The sequence below is a fragment of the Micromonospora inyonensis genome (assembly GCF_900091415.1).
Taxonomy (GTDB): Bacteria; Actinomycetota; Actinomycetes; order Mycobacteriales; family Micromonosporaceae; genus Micromonospora; species Micromonospora inyonensis.
In genome coordinates this window covers 587,671-604,726 of record NZ_FMHU01000002.1, presented here as the reverse complement: position 1 = coordinate 604,726, position 17,056 = coordinate 587,671, and the positions used below count along the sequence as shown (strand labels likewise).

Here is a 17,056-nt window from a genome sequence, read left to right as displayed (position 1 = left end):
GACCCCGGCGGGATCAGCCGGCGAGGAGGGCGGCCAGCCGCTCGGCCTGGGTCTCCCAACGCCACTCCCGCTCCACCCAGGCCCGCCCCGCCGCACCGAGCTGACGGGCCAGGTCCCGGTCGGCGAGCAGGGTCGCCACCCGGTCGGCGAGCTGCGCCACGTCCCGGCCGGGTACGACGTACCCGGTCTCGCCCTCCCGGACGGCGTCCGGCGCGCCGCCGGAGTCCCCGGCCACCACGGGCAGGCCGGTGGCGGACGCCTCCAGATAGACGATGCCCAGGCCCTCCACGTCCAGCCCCCGGTTGCGGGTACGGCAGGGCATCGCGTACACGTCACCGGCGGCGTAGTGGGCCGGCAGCTCGGCGGCGGGAACGGTGCCGGTGAAGACCACGTCCCGTTCCACCCCGGTCTGCCGGGCGAGCTTCTCCAGGGTCCCCCGGTACGGTCCGCCCCCGACCACCAGCAGCGCCGCGTCGGGCACCCGGCGACGGATCTGGGGCAGGGCCCAGATGAGGGTGTCCTGTCCCTTGCGCGCCACCAGTCGGGAGACGCAGACCACCACCGGCCGGTCGGTCAGCCCCAGCCGGGCCCGGACCGCCTCCCCGTCCACGTCCGGGTGGTACGCCTCCACGTCCACCCCCGGCGCCAGCCGCCGCAGGTCGGTGAGCCCGTGCAGGACCCGTTCGAGGCGTACCCGGGTGTAGTCGCCGAGGTAGGTGACGACGTCCGCGCTCCGGCCGATACGCCGCAGGGCCGTCCGGGCGACCGGCAGCGCCGCCCAGCCGACCTCGTGCCCGTGGGTCAGCGCCACCACCCGGCGGATCCCGGCCCGACGGCTCAGCCCCGGGGCGAGCAGCCCGAGCGGGGCCGCCGCCCCGAACCAGACGGTGTCGCAGTCGTACCGCCGGGCCAGCGCGGCGGCGCGGCGGGCGACCAGCGGCGTGGGCAGCAGCACGCGGGTGCGCTCCCGGACGACCTCGAACGGCTGGTCGGCATCGAACTTCCCGGCGTCGGGCCAGGTCGACGCGTAGACCACCACCGATCCAGCGGGCTGGTGCAAGGCCAGGTTGTGGACGAAGGACTGGATGCCCCCGGGGCGGGGCGGGAAGTCGTTCGTGATCAGCAGCGTACGGCTCACCGGCCGGTCTCCCTGGCGTGTGCGCGGGCGGCGGCCATCCGCTCCACGGTGGACGGGTGCGACGCCGAGTAGAGGTACTCCCAGCGGGGCGGGTCGGGGTCGGCGAGGTTCGCCCCGGCCAGCCGCCGCTGCATCGCCTCGAACGTCGCCGGGTCGCCGGTGAGCGCCATCGCGTGCGCGTCGGCCCGGGCCTCCACCCGGCGGGACAGCATCGCCTGGACCGGGGTGCTCACCACCCCGACCAGGGCGACCAGGGCGACCAGCAGGCCGAACGCCCGGGGGTCGCGGATCGAGTCGACCCCGGCCAGGCGCAACAGCCCGCCCCACGAGCCGAGCAGGTAGAGGGCGATCACCGCCGCCGCCGCGCCGAGCGCGCCGGTCACCGTGCCGACCAGCACGTCCCGGTGCTTCGCGTGGGCCAGTTCGTGGGCGACCACGCTCGTCACCTCCTGCGGCGTCGCCTCCCGCAGCAGGGTGTCGTAGACGACGATCCGGCGCGTCGGGCCGAAGCCGGAGACGTAGGCGTTGACGGCGCGGGTGCGGCGGGAGGCGTCGGCGACCAGCACGTCACGGACCGGCACGCCGTCCCGGGCGGCCAGGTCCATCACCTCGGTCCGCAGCGGGCCGGGTTCCATCGGGGTGAACCGGTTGAAGACCGGTTCGACCAGCACCGGCAGCACGAAGGAGAGGAGGAGCACCAGCCCGGCCGCGCCCGCCGCCCCGAACGCCCACCACCAGCGCGGGGCGAGCCGGAGCACGGTGTAGAACCCGAGCAGCGCGACCGCCCCGACGACCGCGCTGAGCGCGTACGACTTGAGCAGGTCGACCGTCCAGCCGCCCCAGCCGTTGGTGCTCATCCCGTACCGGGTGAGGACCGCCTGCCGCCAGGCGGCGAACGGAAGGGTGACCAGGTCGGCGAGGAGCACCACGGCGAGCCCGCCGGCCAGCGCCTGGGCGGTCCAGTGCCCGCCGAAGGGACGCCCGGCCAGTTCGACCAGGCGCGCGCCCAGCGGGGTGAGCCCGAGCAGGAGCGCCACCAGCAACCCGACGGCCAGCGCCGCCCAGCTGCCGGGGCGCAGCGCGGCACGGAACTCACGGGCCCGCTCCACCTGCTCGACGGGCAGCTCCCGCAGGGCGGCGAGCTGGTCGGCGCGGGGTGCGGGCGGACGACTTCCCGGGACGAGCAGCGCCACGGTGAGCAGGCCGGCGGTGACCAGGACGGCCAGGGTGAACACCGCCCAGCCACGCGGGCTCACCGGCGCGCCCCGCCGAGGCCGCGTACCCGAACCATGCCGTCTCCCTCTCGCCGTGACCGCCCATCCTAGGGCCCGGCCCGAGGGGGTGCGGCTCCCGGTGGAAAGTGACCCGGACGCCGTCGGTCCGCGCTACGCGGCGCGGAACGGACGGGCGGGCGTGGCCGGGGCGGTGGCGGGCAGGATCTCGACCTCGAAGCCGGCGCGGGCGAAGACCTCGACCGCGTGCTGCTCGGCGGCACCGAGCCCGGCGACCTGCTCCGGCATGTCGAACAGCACGGTGACCAGGCAGTCGGCACAGCCGCGACCCCGGATCTCGCACCTGGCGCAGTCGATGAGCATGGCTTCCTCCTGAAGCGATGCGGTGCGGCACCCGGCCCGCCACGCGGCCGGAGGGCCACACGCGACCCGGACACCGTCGGTCACCTGGACGCTACGCCGGGGGTACGACCGTTCCGGGCCGCGTCGCTTTAGGAGCGGGCCAGTCGGCGCAGCAGCGCGTCCGCGCCGAGGGGGTACGCGCCGTGCCGGCGGACGCCGTCGGCGACCTCCCGGTCGGAGGAGACCACCACGACCGGACGCCCCGGCGGCTCGGCCCGGACCAGCCGGCGGATCAACTCGTCGGCGGTCTCGCCCTTGCGGGAGAAGAGCACCCGCACGCCACGCGGTGTCGGCGGCAGCCCGTGCATCCGCTCCGCGCCGTCGAAGACCACGGTGACCTCGTCCCCGGTCTGGGCGGCGATTCCGCCCAGACCGGTGATCAGGCGCTTGCGCTGCTGTTCCAGGGACATCTCGCCGAAGCCGCGCTTGGTGACGTTGTAGCCGTCCACCACCAGGTGCGCCTTGGGCAGGGCGAGCAGCTGGTCCAGCCGGGCCGGGTCGTCGGTGTCCCGGGCGCGGGCGGACGGGCTGGCCGGGGCGGTGGTCGGTTGGTCGGCGAAGGCGTCGGCGACGAAGTCGGCGGGCAGCCGGTCCACCGGGTCGAGGGCCAGTTCCCGGCGCAGACCGAGGGCCGCCTGGCCGATCGTCTCCAGCAGCAGCCAGAGCTTCGCGTCGTCGACCGAGCGGGCCTCCTTGGCGCTGGCCCGGGCGGCCCCGGCGGCGGCCTCCACCTCGGCCAGCCGGTTCCGGACCCGGCGCAGCTCGGCGTCGGCGTCCGCGGCGGCCCGCGCGGCCCGGCCGCGTTCGGTGGCGAGCAGTTCGTTGGCCCGGCGTTCCCGGGTCTGGGTCTCTCGCAACGTACGGGCCAGCACCCGGTGTTCCTCCCGGAGCTGCCCCAGCTCGTCGCGGACCCGGGCCAGCTCGTCGCGGAGCTTCTCCGCCTCCACCCGCGCCACGGCCCGGTCGTGCTCGGCCCGGGTGGCCCGCTGTTCGGCCTCGCGGACCAGCTCGGCGACGACCGCGCTGTCCGCCTCGGCACGCACCGCCGCACCGCTGGCGTCGACCAGGTCGCGCCAGCCCACCGGCCGGGCGAGATACGCCAGCGCGGCCACCTCGACCGGGTCGGCGGCGGCCGGGGCCGTCCCCTCGACGACGGCGGCACCGAGGTCACCGGCGTCGGCCAGCACCCGGGCGGTGACCCGCTGGCGGAACAGCGGATCGGCGGTGAGCTGGGCGGCGATGGCCGGCGCGCCGAGCCGGGCGCGCCGGTTGGGGGCGAACTTGGCCACCCGGCGCAGCGGCACGGGCACCTCGTCGACGGGCAGGCCGGGCAGCACCGCCGCAGTGAGCGTGACGATCCGCTGCCGGACCGGCTCGGGCAGCACCGGCTCGGGTTCCGCGGGCGCCACCTCCGGTGCAGCCTCGTGCTCGCCACCAGCGGTGGCGTCGAGCCCCGTGCCGACCGCCCCCGCGTCGGGGGTGGGGTCGTCGTACGGCTCGGTGAGGGGCATGTGGCAAGTCTCCCACCGCGACCGGGCCCACCGCCCGGTGAGTGAGCCGATCTCTCATCCTAGTCGCGTGGTAACGGCTGGGGCACGTGTTGCGGGAGTGTCGCACCCCGGCGTTAGCGTGCCGCCCGTGACCGCAGGGGAATACGTGCAGGAGACGCTGGCCGGGCTGGGCCCGACCGGCGACGGGGTGGATCCCGCGCTCCCCCTGCACGCGGTGACCTTCGTCGTGGTCGACCTGGAGACCACCGGCGGCCCGCCGGACGGCGGCGGGATCACCGAGATCGGCGCGGTGAAGGTACGCGGCGGCGAGGAACTGGGCGTGCTCGGCACCCTGGTGAACCCCGGTCAGCCGATCCCGGCGTTCATCACCGTGCTCACCGGCATCACCGAGGCGATGCTGCTGCCGGCGCCCCCGATCGAGACGGCGCTGCCGACGTTCCTGGAGTTCCTCGCCGACGCGGTGCTGGTGGCCCACAACGCCCCGTACGACGTCGGGTTCCTCAAGGCCGCCTGCGCCAGGCACGGCTACCGCTGGCCCAACCCCCGGGTGCTCGACACGGCCGCGCTCGCCCGGCGGGTGCTGACCCGCGACGAGGTGCCCAACCGGAAGCTGGGCACGCTGGCCGCGTACTTCCGCACCGCCACCCAGCCCACCCACCGGGCGCTCGACGACGCCCGGGCGACGGTGGACGTGCTGCACGGGCTGATCGGCCGGCTCGGCGGGCACCGGGTGCACACCCTGGGCGAGGCGATCGAGTTCGCCCGGGCGGTCACCCCCACCCAGCGCCGCAAGCGCTACCTCGCCGACGGGCTGCCCAAGGCCCCCGGGGTCTACATCTTCCGGGCCGCCGACGACCGTCCCCTCTACGTCGGCACCTCCGGCGACATCGCGACCCGGGTGCGCAGCTACTTCACCGCCGCGGAGAAGCGGGCCCGGATGTCGGAGATGCTCGGCGCCGCCGAACGGGTCGAGGCGATCGAGTGCGCGCACTCCCTGGAGGCCGAGGTGCGCGAGCTGCGGCTGATCGCCGCACACGCTCCGCCGTACAACCGGCGGTCGAAGTTCCCGGAGCGGATGCTGTGGCTCAAGCTCACCGGCGGGCCGTACCCGCGACTGTCGGTGGTCCGGGAGATCGGCCCGGCCGACGAGGCGTACCTTGGGCCGTTCGGCTCCCGCCGGTCCGCGGAACTGGCGGCGGCGGCCTTCCACGACGCGCTGCCGCTGCGCCAGTGCACCCACCGCCTCTCGCTGCGCGTGGTGACGCCGGCCTGCGCACTGGCCGAGCTGGGTCGCTGCCCGGCGCCCTGCGAGCACCGGATCACCCCCGAGGAGTACGACCACCGCGCGGCGGCGCCGTTCCGCGCCGCCACCGCCGCCGACCCCCAGCCGGTGGTGGACGCGCTGCTGGCCCGGATCGAGGCGCTCGCCGGGGCGCAGCGGTACGAGGAGGCGGCGGTGGTCCGCTCGCGGCTGGCGGCGGCACTCCGGGCGACCGTACGGATGCAGCGGTTGGCCGGGCTGACCCGGATCGCCGAGCTGGCCGCCGCCCACCCCGCGCCCGGCGGCGGCTGGGAGCTGGCCCTGGTACGGCACGGCCGGCTCGCCGGAGCCGGCGTCTCCCCGCCCGGTGTCCACCCGCGACCGACGTTGCAGGTGATCCGGGCCACTGCCGAGACGGTCTCCCCCGGGCATGGTCCGGTCCCCGCGGCCACCGCCGAGGAGACCGAGCGCATTCTGTCCTGGTTGGAGCGACCGGAGACCAGGCTGGTGGAGTCCTCCGCCGGTTGGTCCTCTCCGGTGGCCGGCGCGGCCCGGTTCCGGGCCCTGCTGGAGAAGGCAGATCAGGCGGTGTCGGCCCAACTATCGACCGAACGCCCATGAGCAACTGACCGATCGGATGACGCCACCTCACATAGGCTGTTAGAGAAGTGCAGTCCTGCCCGATTCGTGGGCCTGCTCCCGGTTGCCGGACACCGGCGGCCGTGGGGCCGGGGTGAGGAGGTGTCCCAGGTGGACGTCGACGCCGGACACGGCGCCGCCCTGGGGGGCGCCCTTCCCACATCCGCCGGCGAACTGCCGCTGGCCCGCCGACTGCGATCCCTGCTCTCCTGGCCGACCACCGACAACGATCCGGTCAACCCGCTGGTCCGGACGCACCGTGGCATCCACCCCGGCGCGGACACGGCGGTGCTGCGCAAGGCGTACTCGATCGCGGAGAACATGCACCGCGGCCAGTTCCGCAAGAGTGGCGAGCCGTACATCACCCACCCGTTGGCGGTCGCGGAGATCTGCGCCGACCTCGGCATGGACACCACCACGCTGGTCGCCGCGCTGCTGCACGACACCGTGGAGGACACCCGCTACACGCTCCAGGCGCTCGCCGAGGACTTCGGTCCCGAGGTGGCCCACCTGGTCGACGGGGTGACGAAGTTCGACAAGGCGTTCTACGGCAAGGCCGCCGAGGCGGAGACCACCCGCAAGATGATCATCGCGGCCGGCAAGGACGTCCGGGTGCTGATCATCAAGCTGGCCGACCGGCTGCACAACATGCGCACCCTCGGCGTCCGCTCGGCGGCGTCGCGCAACCGGATCGCCACCAAGACCCTCGACGTGCTGGTGCCGCTCTGCGACCGGCTCGGCATCCAGGCCCTCAAACGGGAGCTGGACGACGTGGTGCTGCTGCACCTTCAGCCCGAGGAGTACACCCGCATCCAACGCCACGTGCACGACCGGCCGGGCTGGGACGCCTACCTGCGCGAGGTGGTCGCCCGGACCCGGGTGGCGCTGCGCCGCAGCAAGGTGGACGCCGCGGTCGCCCCCCGCCCGCGCCACCTCTACTCGATCTGGAAGGACACCGTGGCCCGTGGCCACACCGTCCCGTTCGACCTGCCCCGGATCGCGATCGTGGTGGACGGCCCGGCCACCGACTGCTACGCGGCGCTCGGCGCGGTGCACGGCCTCTGGCGGCCGGTACCGGGCCGGTTCAAGGACTTCATCGCCTCCCCGAAGAACAACCTCTACCGGTCGCTGCACACCACCGTGTGCGGCCCGCAGGACCGCACGGTCGAGGTGCTGATCCGCACCGAGGAGATGCACCGCCTGGCCGAGTACGGCGTCGCCGCCGACTTCCGCTTTCCCCGTACCGACGGGACGGCGGTACGCGCCCGGCAACTGGACTGGCTACGTCGGGTGCTGGACTGGGAGCAGGACGCCCCCGACCCCAACCAGTTCCTCCACACGCTGCGGTGCGACCTCGCCGAAGCCCAGATCCAGGTCTTCGCCGAGGGGCGACAGGTGGTGCTGCCGGCTGGGGCCACCCCGGTCGACCTGGCGTACGAGCTGAGCACCGAGCGGGGCGACCGATGTCTCGCCGCCAAGATCAATGGTCGACTCGCGCCGCTCTCCTCCGAACTCGAGGAGGGCGACGTGGTGGAGATCTTCACCGAGACCGACGACAACGCCTTCGACGCACTGGCCGCCCCCCGGGGTCCCCGCCGCGAGTGGCTGGACTTCGTCAAGTCGCCACACGCCCAGATGCAGATCAACCGGTGGTTCGCCGAGCACACCGAACCGGGCATCTCGATCGCTGACAAGGTCCGCCTGGGCCGGGCCACCATCGGGCTGGCGTTGCGCAAACACGACCGGGGCCTCGCCAGCGACCTGCCGCTGCTACGCCTCTCCGAGGAACTGGGCTACCCCGACCTGGAGACGATGCTGGTCGCCGTCTTCGACCGGGTGCTCGACCCGGACACCGTGGTCACGCAGCTCATCGACCTGGTCGACCACCGACAGTAGGCTTTCTGCTCCCCCGGTGACCCGGTCGGTCCGCTCCGGCCACTAGCCTGGGGTCATGATCCCCCGCTCCCGTGCGGTCGCTCGGGCCGTCGTCTACCGGACCTTCTACCGCCTGCCGGTGTCCCTGCGCCGGCGGCTGGTCCGGCTGGCCGTGCCGAAGTACATCGTCGGCGCGGTCACCCTGGTCCGGGACACCGAGGCGGACGGCGCGGGTCGCCTCCTGCTGCTGCGCCAGCCTCCCGGCCACAGCTGGACCCTCCCCGCCGGGCTGCTGCGCCGGGGCGAGGCCCCGGTGGTGGGCGCGGCCCGCGAGCTGGCCGAGGAGTCCGGAATCCGGCTCTCCCCCGACCAGCTACGCCCCGCCGTACCGAACGCCGTGGTACATGCCCTGGGTTGGGTGGACGTGGTCTTCGAGGCGGAGGTACCGGCGTCGCGGACCGAACTGGTGGTCGACGGCGCGGAGGTCTTCGAGGCCGCCTGGCACCCGCTGGACGACCTGCCCCGACTGAGCCGGGCCACCGCCCGGTTGCTCGGGTACTACGGCATCGGACCGCTGGCCGGGCAGGCCCCGCCGGACGGGCGGCCCGCGACGTGACCACGCCCCGTCCACCGCTACCCGGCACGCACCTGGCAGGTCAGCCCCGCCCCCGTCCCGTCGGGGAGGTCTGCGCGGTGGTCCTCGCCGCCGGGGAGGGCACCCGGCTGCGACCGTTGACCGAACGGGTGCCGAAGGCGCTCTGCCCGGTGGGCAACGTCCCGCTGCTGGACCGGGCCCTGGCCCGGGTCGCCGGCCTCGGACTGACCGGCCCGGACACGGTCGCGGTGAACGCCTGCTACCTGGGCGAGCAGGTGGTCGCCCGCGTCGGCGCCCGCGCACACCTGTCGGTCGAGCCAGGCGACCCGCTCGGTACGGCCGGTGGGATCGGCAACCTGCGGGACTGGATCGACGGCCGGGGGGTGCTCGTCGGCAACGCCGACGCCTACCTGGCCACCCCGGACACCGCACCCGGGCCGGACATCGCCGCCCTGCTCGACGGCTGGGACGGCGAGACGGTCCGGCTGCTCGGCCAGCCGGTCGCCGACCCGCGTGAGCCGGGCACCTTCGACGGTCACCGGTTCGTCGGCTTCTCCCTGCTGCCCTGGCGGCGGGTCCGCGACCTGCCCCCGACCTTCGGTGACCTGGTCCGGGCCGTCTGGCGGCCGGCCGAGGCGGCCGGGGCGCTGGAGGTGGTGCCGTTCGCCGGCACGTTCTACGACACCGGCACCCCGGGCGACTACCTGACCGCGAACCTGCACGCCGCCGGGGACGGCAACCTGGTCGACCCGGCCGCCACGGTGACCGGCCGCTGCACGCGGTCGGTGGTCGGCGCGGGCGCGGTGGTCGCCGGCACGGTGACCCGCTCGGTGGTCTGGCCCGGATCGACGGTCCGCCCCGACGAGCGGCTGCACGGCGTCATCCGGGCCAACGACGACCTCACCGTCACCGCCCCCCACTGACCCCTCTCCGTGCCGAGTCGCCCGAACGGCCGAAGCAGCCGACCGGGGCGCTCAAGTGGAAGCAGCCGACCGGGTGCTCCAGTGGAAGCAGGGGTCCCTTGTTACCGCTTTCTGTCGTGCAGGGGTCCCCTGCTTCCACCCAGCGCCCGCCGGGCGGCGGGGCGGCGGGCGGAGTCCGGGGACCCGGCAGCCACTAGCATGGGCGTGACGTCGACGAACGGAGAAGTTCCCCGTGATCACCGCCATCGTGCTGATCGACTGTGCCACCGACGCGATCCCCGAGGTGGCCGAGGCGCTCGCCGCCCTGCCCGGGGTCAGCGAGGTCTACTCGGTGGCCGGTCACGTGGACCTCATCGCCATGGTCCGGGTACGCGAGTTCGAGCAGATCGCCCAGGTGATCGCCGGCCGCATCTCCAAGGTTCCCGGGGTGCTCAACACCGAGTCGCACATCGCCTTCCGGGCGTACTCGCAGCACGACCTGGAGGAGGCGTTCGCGATCGGGCTGGCCAACGCCGACTGAGCCGAAGCACGCGCCCCGGACCCACCGGAGCGCGGCGGGCACCGGTCCCGGGGACACACGTACGCCGGCCCACCCGGAGGTGGACCGGCGCTCGTGCAGTTGATCAGCTACCCGTCGGGGCCGGCGTCTCGGTGACGCCACCCTGCCCCGGACCGGTGGTGCCACCCGGGGCCGGCGTGGTGGCCGTACCACCCGGGGCGGACGGCGTGGTCACCGACGGAGCCGGCGCGGGCGTACCACTGGTGCCCGGACCCGGGGTACCGCTGGCACTGGCCTGCGGAACCGGCACGCCCAACTCCTCCGCCAGGGACACCAGCTCGTCGTAGTGCGCCTGGAGCACCGGCAGGGCGTCCTGGGCCAGCTGCACCACGGACTGCTCGGTGCCCTGCGAGATCTCGGTCTGGGTGGCCTGGATGGCCTGGACGTGCCCGGCCAGCTCGGCGGTCACCCACTGCCGGTCGAACTCGGCACCGTTGACGTTGTTCAGCTGGTCCACCACGGCCTGCTGGTCCGCGGTCGGCTCGGTCGGCAGCTCGACGCCGAGCTGCTTCGCCGTGTCCTGCACGGTCTGGTCGAACTGGGTGTGGTCGGTGACGAAGCGGGCACCCAGGTCCTTGACCCGCTGGTTCTGCCCCTTCTGCTGGGCCAGTTCGCCGGTGACGATCTCGGCCAGGTTCACCTGGTGGACCGCCTGCAGGTACTGCCGGTCCTGCGTCGACGGCTGGGCCGCCTGGGCCGCGGCGGCGGGTGCCAGCCCGACCAGGATCAGGGCAGCCAGCACCCCGAGCCGTTTGATACCCAACATGTTCCCTCCCCGTTGTCGTTGGACCGCACGGATACCCGGCTGACCGGGTTTAACCCCCGGTGCCGCGCCGGACGGCGGGCGGGGAGCCGGGCGGGAAACGGAAGCCGGAACGGGTGGGAGTCGGCGGGAGATGGGAGCCGGAACGGGCGTGGCGCCCGCCGGAATTCCGGCGGGCGCCACGGGTGCTGCGGTGGTTCTGGCGATCAGTGGCGGCTCGGGCCGCTGCCGATCTCCTGCCGCTCCGGTCGGGGCTCAACGGGCGGGTGTCCCGGCGAGACCGGCGCCTCGACCGGCTTCTCGATCGGGTAGAAGAAGCCCCGGATGGCCGGGCCCAGGGCACCGAGCCGGTTCATCTTCTTCGGCACCACCCAGCCGACGTACTCCAGCTCGCCGTGGCCGTCGGCGTGGCCGTCCGCCGCGCTGAGCGGCTGGTGGACCTCCTCGAACCGGCCGTCCGGCAACCGCCGGATGATGCCGGTCTCCACGCCGTGGGCGAGGACCTCGCGGTCGTGCTGCTGGAGACCGAGGCAGATCCGGTACGTCACGTAGTAGGCCAGCGGTGGCAGGACCAGCAGGCCGATCCGGCCGGCCCAGGTCATCGCGTTCAGGCTGATCTGGAACTTGTCCGCGATCACGTCGTTGGCGCCGGAGAGCGTCAGGACCAGGTAGAAGGCGACGGCCATGGCACCGAGAGCGGTGCGGTGCGGCACGTCCCGCGGACGCTGGAGCAGGTTGTGCGCCCGGTAGTCCTTGAGCTGGCGGGCCTCGACGAACGGGTAGAGCGTCGACAGACCCACCAGGATGCCGGGCAGCACCACCGTCGGCCAGAACAACGGCGGGATGACGTAGCCGTCGCCGATCGGGATGTTGATCTCCCAGGCGGGCATCAGTCGGGTCGAGCCGTCGAGGAACATGACGTACCAGTCGGGCTGGCTCGCCGCCGACACCACCCACGCCTCGTACGGACCGAACAGCCAGATCGGGTTGATCTGGAACAGGCCGCCCATCAGCGCGATGACACCGAAGACGACCATGAAGAAGCCGCCCTGCTTGAGCACGTAGCGCGGGAACATCCGTTCGCCGACCACGTTGTCGTTGGTCCGGCCGGGACCGGGCCACTGGGTGTGCTTCTGCTTGAAGACCAGCCCGACGTGCGCGCTGATCAGCGCGACCAGCAGACCCGGGATGAGCAGCACGTGGGCGATGTAGAACCGGCTGATGATGATCTCGCCGGGGAACTCACCGCCGAAGATCGACGACGTGACCCAGGAGCCGACCACCGGAATGGAGAGCATGATCCCCGAGGCGATCCGCAGGCCGGTGCCGGAGAGACCGTCGTCCGGCAGCGAGTAGCCGGTGAATCCGGCCAGGAAGCCGACCCAGAAGAGCAGCGAGCCGATGATCCAGTTCGTCTCACGCGGCTTGCGGAACGCGCCGGTGAAGAAGACCCGGAGCATGTGCACGACGATCGCGGCCATGAACAACAGCGCGGCCCAGTGGTGCATCTGCCGCATGATCAGGCCGCCCCGGACGTCGAACGAGATGTCCAGGCTGGAGGCGTACGCGGCCGACATCGGCGTGCCGCGCAGCGGTGCGTAACTGCCGTTGTAGATGACCTCGGTGAGCGCGGGCTCGAAGAAGAAGGTCAGGAAGACACCGGTCAGCAGCAGGACGATGAACGAGAAGAGCGCGATCTCGCCCAGCAGGAACGACCAGTGGTCCGGGAAGACCTTGTTGAGCACCCGGCGCAGCGGGGTCGACACGCCGAAACGGTCGTCCACCCCGGCAGCGGCCTTGCCAGGCACCGCTGCCATGTCAAACTTTCGGCGCTTCATGGCCGCTCCCAGAAGTCGGGCCCGACGGTCTCGGTGTAGTCGGACTTTGCCACGAAGAAGCCCTCGTCGTCCACCTCGATCGGCAGCTGCGGCAGGCGCCGGCTGGCCGGGCCGAAGATGGGCCGGGCGTTGTCGGTGATCAGGAACTGCGACTGGTGGCAGGGGCAGAGCAGCCGGTTGGTCTGCTGCTCGTAGAGGCTGGCCGGGCAGCCCGCGTGCGTGCAGATCTTGGAGTAGGCCGCGTAGTTGCCCCACATGTAGCCGCCGCGGCCGACCCGCTCGTTGGACTGACGCGCCTCGATGGCGTCGGACTCCCGCAGGTGGATCAGGAGGGTCACCGAATCGGCGTGCTTGTTGCTCACGCCGTGCTCGATGCCCGGGAAGACGGTGATCTGGCCACCGGCGCTGATGTCGGCCGGGCGGACCGGCCGGCCGTCCTCACGGACCAGGCGGATCCGCTCGCCCCGCTCGCCGGGGTGGAAGCCGGTGGTGAACATCTGGTTGTTCTCGTGCGGCTGCTTGATCAGACCGCCGATCAGCGGCGCGGCGGCGACCGCGCCGACCGGCGCGAGACCGGCCAGCAACGAGATCCCCAGCAGCGGACGACGCTTCACGCCCAGCTCGTCGGCGACGTAGAGCATGGTCTGCCCGGTGATCTTGCGACCCTCCTGGTCGACCTCGCCCTCGTGCCGGTCCTGGATGGCGACCTCCTTGGGCAGCAGCTTCTTGCCCCAGGTGAGGATGCCGAAGCCGATGCCGAGCAGGGCCACGCCCAGGGTCAGGCCGAGCAGCGGGGTGTAGAGCTTGTCCCCGCCGTTGCCCGGCTCGTACTGCCACGGCCACCAGATGTAGACGACCAGGAAGGCCGTCGCGGCAAGCCCGGTGAGCAGGAAGAACGAGGCGACCAGCCGGGTGGTGCGGCGCTCGGCCTTGCTGCCCGGGACGAACTGCGGCTCGTAGTGGACGATCTCGATGTCGTCGCGGCGCAGGCCCTCCTGGACGACATCGAACCGGGTCAGCTCGGGGTCGTCCAGGTCGATCGGCTCCCGGGCCGGCTTCTCGGTGTGCGTGCTCATGCCGTCACCTCGCTACGGGCGGTGCCGAGCGCGGGCACCACGGCGCTGAATCGAACGATTCGCTCGGTCACGACTTGCCCGCAATCCACAGGCTAGCGAAGACGAGCGCGACGATGCCGACCAGGAAGATGGCCAGTCCCTCGGTCGAGGGGCCGTACCGACCCAGGTTGAACCCACCGGGGTCCTGGTCGTTCTTCAGGGTCTCCTGGATGTAGGCGATGATGTCCGCCTTCTGGTCCGGGGTGATCTGGTTGTCGCCGAACACCGGCATGTTCTGCGGGCCGCTGAGCATGGCGGCGTAGATCTGCCGGTCGCTGGCGGGCCGGAGGCTGGGCGCGTACTTGCCGGAGGAGAGCGCGCCGCCACCACCGCCGAAGGCGTGGCACTGGGAGCAGTTGATCCGGAACAGCTCACCACCGGTGGCGAGGTTGGCGTCCGTGCGGAGGTCACCCTCGGGGACCACCGGACCGCCGCCGAGCTCCTGGATGTACTGGGCGAGCTGGCGGACCTCCTCGTCGGTGAAGACCGGGGTCTTCCGTTCCGCCTGCGCCTCCTGCCGAGCCATCGGCATCCGACCCGTGCCGACCTGGAACTCGACCGAGGCCGCGCCGACGCCGATCAGGCTCGGCCCGCGCCCCTCGACGCCCTGCGCGTTCCGGCCGTGGCAGGTCACGCAGCTCACGTCGAACAGCGCCTTGCCCTCGGCTGCGGCACCGGTGAGCGGCGGGTTGTCCTGCGCCTGGGCACCCGGGGCGAAGACGGTGTAGGCACCGCCGGCCAGCATGAGCGCGGCGATCAGCCGGACCGCGGCACCCAGCCGGCGGCGGCCCCTGCTGGGTGCCACGGACCGCTGGCGGCGCAGCCGCGCGAGCAGGCCGCGTCGGCGGTCGTTGTCAGAAGTCATGACCTGTGTCCTTAACCGGTTGGACCTTAGTGTCTCGGGACGGAGCGGCGCCGCGGCGCCAAGATCACTGGAGCCAGTAGATCATGGCGTAGAGCCCGATCCACACGACGTCGACGAAGTGCCAGTAGTACGACACGACGATCGCCGACGTGGCCTGGGCCGGGGTGAACCGACCCATGGTGGTGCGGATCATGAAGATGATGAAGGCCACCAGGCCGCCGGTCACGTGCAGGCCGTGGAACCCGGTGGTCAGGTAGAACATCGACCCGTACCCGTCCGAGTTGATCTTGATGCCCTCGTGGACCAGCTCGCGGTACTCGTTGAGCTGGCCGAGGACGAAGATCAGGCCCATCACGAAGGTGAGCGTGAACCAACGCCGGAGCGCGTGCACGTCGCCCTTCTCCGCGGCGAACACGCCGAGCTGGCAGGTCACCGAGGACGCCACCAGGATCAGCGTGAAGGTCGTCGCGTACGGGACGTTGAGTGCCTCGGTGTGCTTCTCCCACTGCTCCGGCGCCGCCGCGCGGATGGAGAAGTACATCGCGAACAGCGCCGCGAAGAACATGAGCTCGCTGGAGAGCCAGACGATCGTCCCGACACTGACCATGTTGGGTCGGGTCAGGGAATGGATCCTGCTCTTGTCAATGGCTGGGGCCGCAGTCACGCGGTCATTATTGCGCCCGATCAGGTTCGGCGAGCATCGGGGTGGCATAACGGTCGTTCCGGCGGGCCGACGGAGGGCGTCCGGTTCGCCTGGCCTAGCCTGAAAAACGTGTGGTACCTCGATCCGATCATGACCGCCGCCCCGGCCGCCGGAGCGGAACCCGTGCTCGCCGCCGAGGCGCCGCCGCCGTTCGAGATCATCCGGGTCTTCACCGAGACCCGGCTCGACTCCTGGCTGGCGGTCGGCCTGGTCCTGGCCGCCGGCCTCTACCTCTACGGGGTGCACCGGCTGCGGCTGCGCGGCGACCGGTGGCCGGTCGCCCGGACGGTCTTCTTCCTCGGACCGGGACTGGGCGGCATCGCCTCGGTCACGGTGACCGGACTGCACGCGTACGACACCGCGTTGCTGTCGGTGCACATGGTCCAGCACATGGTGCTCTCCATGATCGCGCCGATCTTCCTCGCGCTCGGCGCCCCGCTCACCCTCGCGCTGCGCACCCTGCCGAAGGGTCCCCGCGCCCGGCTGCTGGCGGTGGTGCACAGCCGGGTCGCCCGGATCTACACCTTCCCGCTGGTCGCCTTCACGATCTTCGTGGTCAACCCGTTCGTGCTCTACTTCACCGACCTCTACCGGTACACCCTGGAACACGTGTGGGCGCACGAGGTGGTGCACGCGCACTTCATCATGACCGGCTGCGTGTTCTTCTGGCCGCTGCTCGGCCTCGACCCGATCCCGAACCGCTGGCCGTACCCGGGCCGGGCACTGCTGATGCTGCTCTCGGTGCCGTTCCACACCGTCCTCGGGCTCACCATCATGCAGAGCAGCACGCTCTTCGGCGGCGACTGGTACCCGTCGCTGAACCTCAGCTGGGCCGACCCCTGGGACGACCAGGTCGTGGCCGGGGGCATCCTCTGGGCCGGCGGCGAGTTCGTCAGCATCACCATGCTCGCGGTACTGGTGGTGCAGTGGGTCCGCCAGTCCGAGCGGGAGGCCCGTCGGATCGACCGCGACCTGGACCGCAAGGAGGCCCGGGACCGCGCCGCCAGCACCCCGGCCTGACCGGGGCCGTCGGGCCGCCGTGGGCACCGACGCCGACCGACCCGACCCGACCGGTACGATCAGCGGGCAGCTACGACGTGGGAGCCAAGCCAGCGATGAGCGATCGTCTTTACACCGTCCTGCTCTACAGCGACGACCCGCAGGTGCGTGACCGGATGCGGCTCGCGGTGGGCACCCGTCCCGCCGCCGACCTGCACGTCGAGTTCACCGAGGCGGCCAGCTACGGCGAGTGCGTCCGGCTGGTCGACGACTACGAGATCGACCTGATGCTGCTCGACGGCGAGGCGACCCCGGCCGGGGGCATCGGCATCGCCCGCCAGATCAAGGACGACCGCACCGACGCTCCCCCCACCTGCGTGGTGATCGCCCGCGCCGCCGACCGCTGGCTGGCGGCGTACGCCGAGGTCGACGCCACCCTGGTGCACCCGCTGGACCCGGTGACCACCGGCGCCACCGTCGCCGAACTGCTGCGTCGGCACGCCGGCGCCGGCCGCGCCGCCTGACCCGGACGTCCGCGTCCCCACGGTTCGGGCCCGCCCGGGGCCGGACCGTCCGGCCCGGTCCGTCACCGTCGACGCCGATGCCGTCACCCGCATCCCACGCCTGATCGGGAGGCC

At 72.6% G+C, this 17,056-nt stretch carries 16 protein-coding genes; 7 read left to right on the top strand and 9 right to left on the bottom strand.

What is annotated here, in order from left to right:
- Window positions 1-13 precede the first annotated feature (13 nt).
- The 4 genes from GA0074694_RS17665 to GA0074694_RS17650 all read right to left on the bottom strand — a co-directional run bounded on the left by GA0074694_RS17665 (window position 14) and on the right by GA0074694_RS17650 (window position 4,283).
- Window positions 14-1,138: a glycosyltransferase family 4 protein gene (locus tag GA0074694_RS17665; protein ID WP_091459762.1), complete on the bottom strand. Its 1,125-nt coding sequence runs from the start codon at window positions 1,136-1,138 to the stop codon at window positions 14-16.
- Window positions 1,135-2,394 carry a M48 family metallopeptidase gene (locus GA0074694_RS17660; RefSeq protein WP_091459759.1) on the bottom strand — a complete coding sequence of 420 codons (1,260 nt, stop codon included), beginning with the start codon at window positions 2,392-2,394 and terminating at the stop codon, window positions 1,135-1,137. The genes GA0074694_RS17665 and GA0074694_RS17660 overlap by 4 nt, the downstream gene beginning before the upstream one ends.
- A gap of 129 nt (window positions 2,395-2,523) precedes the next feature.
- Window positions 2,524-2,733 carry a hypothetical protein gene (locus tag GA0074694_RS17655; protein WP_091459757.1) on the bottom strand — a complete coding sequence of 70 codons (210 nt, stop codon included), beginning with the start codon at window positions 2,731-2,733 and terminating at the stop codon, window positions 2,524-2,526.
- A 128-nt stretch (window positions 2,734-2,861) separates the two neighbouring features.
- The gene (locus GA0074694_RS17650; RefSeq protein ID WP_091459755.1) at window positions 2,862-4,283 is read right to left on the bottom strand and encodes an NYN domain-containing protein; all 1,422 of its coding nucleotides are present in this window, start codon (window positions 4,281-4,283) and stop codon (window positions 2,862-2,864) included.
- A 127-nt stretch (window positions 4,284-4,410) separates the two neighbouring features.
- On the opposite strand from GA0074694_RS17650, the gene GA0074694_RS17645 reads away from it, so the two are divergent.
- The 5 genes from GA0074694_RS17645 to GA0074694_RS17625 all read left to right on the top strand — a co-directional run bounded on the left by GA0074694_RS17645 (window position 4,411) and on the right by GA0074694_RS17625 (window position 10,096).
- Window positions 4,411-6,165 (top strand): DEDD exonuclease domain-containing protein, encoded by a 1,755-nt coding sequence (locus GA0074694_RS17645; RefSeq protein ID WP_091463349.1) that lies wholly within the window; start codon window positions 4,411-4,413, stop codon window positions 6,163-6,165.
- A gap of 129 nt (window positions 6,166-6,294) precedes the next feature.
- Complete coding sequence (locus tag GA0074694_RS17640) at window positions 6,295-8,079, top strand: RelA/SpoT family protein (RefSeq protein WP_091463348.1); 1,785 nt, start codon at window positions 6,295-6,297, stop codon at window positions 8,077-8,079.
- Window positions 8,080-8,134: 55 nt separating this feature from the next.
- A complete protein-coding gene (locus GA0074694_RS17635) occupies window positions 8,135-8,674 on the top strand; it encodes an NUDIX hydrolase (protein ID WP_091459752.1) in 540 nt (179 codons plus the stop codon).
- A gap of 32 nt (window positions 8,675-8,706) precedes the next feature.
- On the top strand, window positions 8,707-9,576 hold the full coding sequence (locus tag GA0074694_RS17630; RefSeq protein WP_091463347.1) for a nucleotidyltransferase family protein: 870 nt from the start codon (window positions 8,707-8,709) through the stop codon (window positions 9,574-9,576).
- 232 nt (window positions 9,577-9,808) lie between these two features.
- On the top strand, window positions 9,809-10,096 hold the full coding sequence (locus GA0074694_RS17625) for an Lrp/AsnC family transcriptional regulator (protein ID WP_091459751.1): 288 nt from the start codon (window positions 9,809-9,811) through the stop codon (window positions 10,094-10,096).
- Between the two features lie 103 nt (window positions 10,097-10,199).
- On the opposite strand, the gene GA0074694_RS17620 is transcribed toward GA0074694_RS17625, so the two are convergent.
- From GA0074694_RS17620 to ctaE, 5 genes are all read right to left on the bottom strand, one after another.
- On the bottom strand, window positions 10,200-10,901 hold the full coding sequence (locus GA0074694_RS17620) for a DUF4142 domain-containing protein (RefSeq protein WP_091459749.1): 702 nt from the start codon (window positions 10,899-10,901) through the stop codon (window positions 10,200-10,202).
- A gap of 203 nt (window positions 10,902-11,104) precedes the next feature.
- Complete coding sequence (gene qcrB, locus GA0074694_RS17615) at window positions 11,105-12,736, bottom strand: cytochrome bc1 complex cytochrome b subunit (protein WP_091459747.1); 1,632 nt, start codon at window positions 12,734-12,736, stop codon at window positions 11,105-11,107.
- The gene (gene qcrA / locus GA0074694_RS17610; RefSeq protein ID WP_091459745.1) at window positions 12,733-13,812 is read right to left on the bottom strand and encodes a cytochrome bc1 complex Rieske iron-sulfur subunit; all 1,080 of its coding nucleotides are present in this window, start codon (window positions 13,810-13,812) and stop codon (window positions 12,733-12,735) included. The genes qcrB and qcrA overlap by 4 nt, the downstream gene beginning before the upstream one ends.
- A gap of 67 nt (window positions 13,813-13,879) precedes the next feature.
- Window positions 13,880-14,716 (bottom strand): cytochrome bc1 complex diheme cytochrome c subunit, encoded by an 837-nt coding sequence (gene qcrC, locus GA0074694_RS17605; RefSeq protein ID WP_091459742.1) that lies wholly within the window; start codon window positions 14,714-14,716, stop codon window positions 13,880-13,882.
- Window positions 14,717-14,780: 64 nt separating this feature from the next.
- On the bottom strand, window positions 14,781-15,380 hold the full coding sequence (gene ctaE / locus GA0074694_RS17600; protein WP_091459740.1) for an aa3-type cytochrome oxidase subunit III: 600 nt from the start codon (window positions 15,378-15,380) through the stop codon (window positions 14,781-14,783).
- 129 nt (window positions 15,381-15,509) lie between these two features.
- Here ctaE and GA0074694_RS17595 point away from each other — a divergent pair, with 129 nt between their 5' ends.
- Both GA0074694_RS17595 and GA0074694_RS17590 read left to right on the top strand, forming a co-directional pair.
- Window positions 15,510-16,439: a cytochrome c oxidase assembly protein gene (locus GA0074694_RS17595; RefSeq protein WP_091463346.1), complete on the top strand. Its 930-nt coding sequence runs from the start codon at window positions 15,510-15,512 to the stop codon at window positions 16,437-16,439.
- A 95-nt stretch (window positions 16,440-16,534) separates the two neighbouring features.
- Window positions 16,535-16,942: a response regulator gene (locus GA0074694_RS17590; protein WP_091459736.1), complete on the top strand. Its 408-nt coding sequence runs from the start codon at window positions 16,535-16,537 to the stop codon at window positions 16,940-16,942.
- Window positions 16,943-17,056: the final 114 nt, after the last annotated feature.

Excerpts from the sequence above, each read along its gene's own strand:
- GA0074694_RS17595 (WP_091463346.1), top strand. The coding sequence starts at position 15,510 with ATGACCGCCGCCCCGGCCGCCGGAGCGGAACCCGTGCTCGCCGCCGAG.
- GA0074694_RS17590 (WP_091459736.1), top strand. The coding sequence starts at position 16,535 with ATGAGCGATCGTCTTTACACCGTCCTGCTCTACAGCGACGACCCGCAG.
- GA0074694_RS17620 (WP_091459749.1), bottom strand. The coding sequence starts at position 10,901 with ATGTTGGGTATCAAACGGCTCGGGGTGCTGGCTGCCCTGATCCTGGTC.
- GA0074694_RS17655 (WP_091459757.1), bottom strand. The coding sequence starts at position 2,733 with ATGCTCATCGACTGCGCCAGGTGCGAGATCCGGGGTCGCGGCTGTGCC.
- GA0074694_RS17635 (WP_091459752.1), top strand. The coding sequence starts at position 8,135 with ATGATCCCCCGCTCCCGTGCGGTCGCTCGGGCCGTCGTCTACCGGACC.
- qcrB (WP_091459747.1), bottom strand. The coding sequence starts at position 12,736 with ATGAAGCGCCGAAAGTTTGACATGGCAGCGGTGCCTGGCAAGGCCGCT.
- qcrA (WP_091459745.1), bottom strand. The coding sequence starts at position 13,812 with ATGAGCACGCACACCGAGAAGCCGGCCCGGGAGCCGATCGACCTGGAC.
- qcrC (WP_091459742.1), bottom strand. The coding sequence starts at position 14,716 with ATGACTTCTGACAACGACCGCCGACGCGGCCTGCTCGCGCGGCTGCGC.
- GA0074694_RS17650 (WP_091459755.1), bottom strand. The coding sequence starts at position 4,283 with ATGCCCCTCACCGAGCCGTACGACGACCCCACCCCCGACGCGGGGGCG.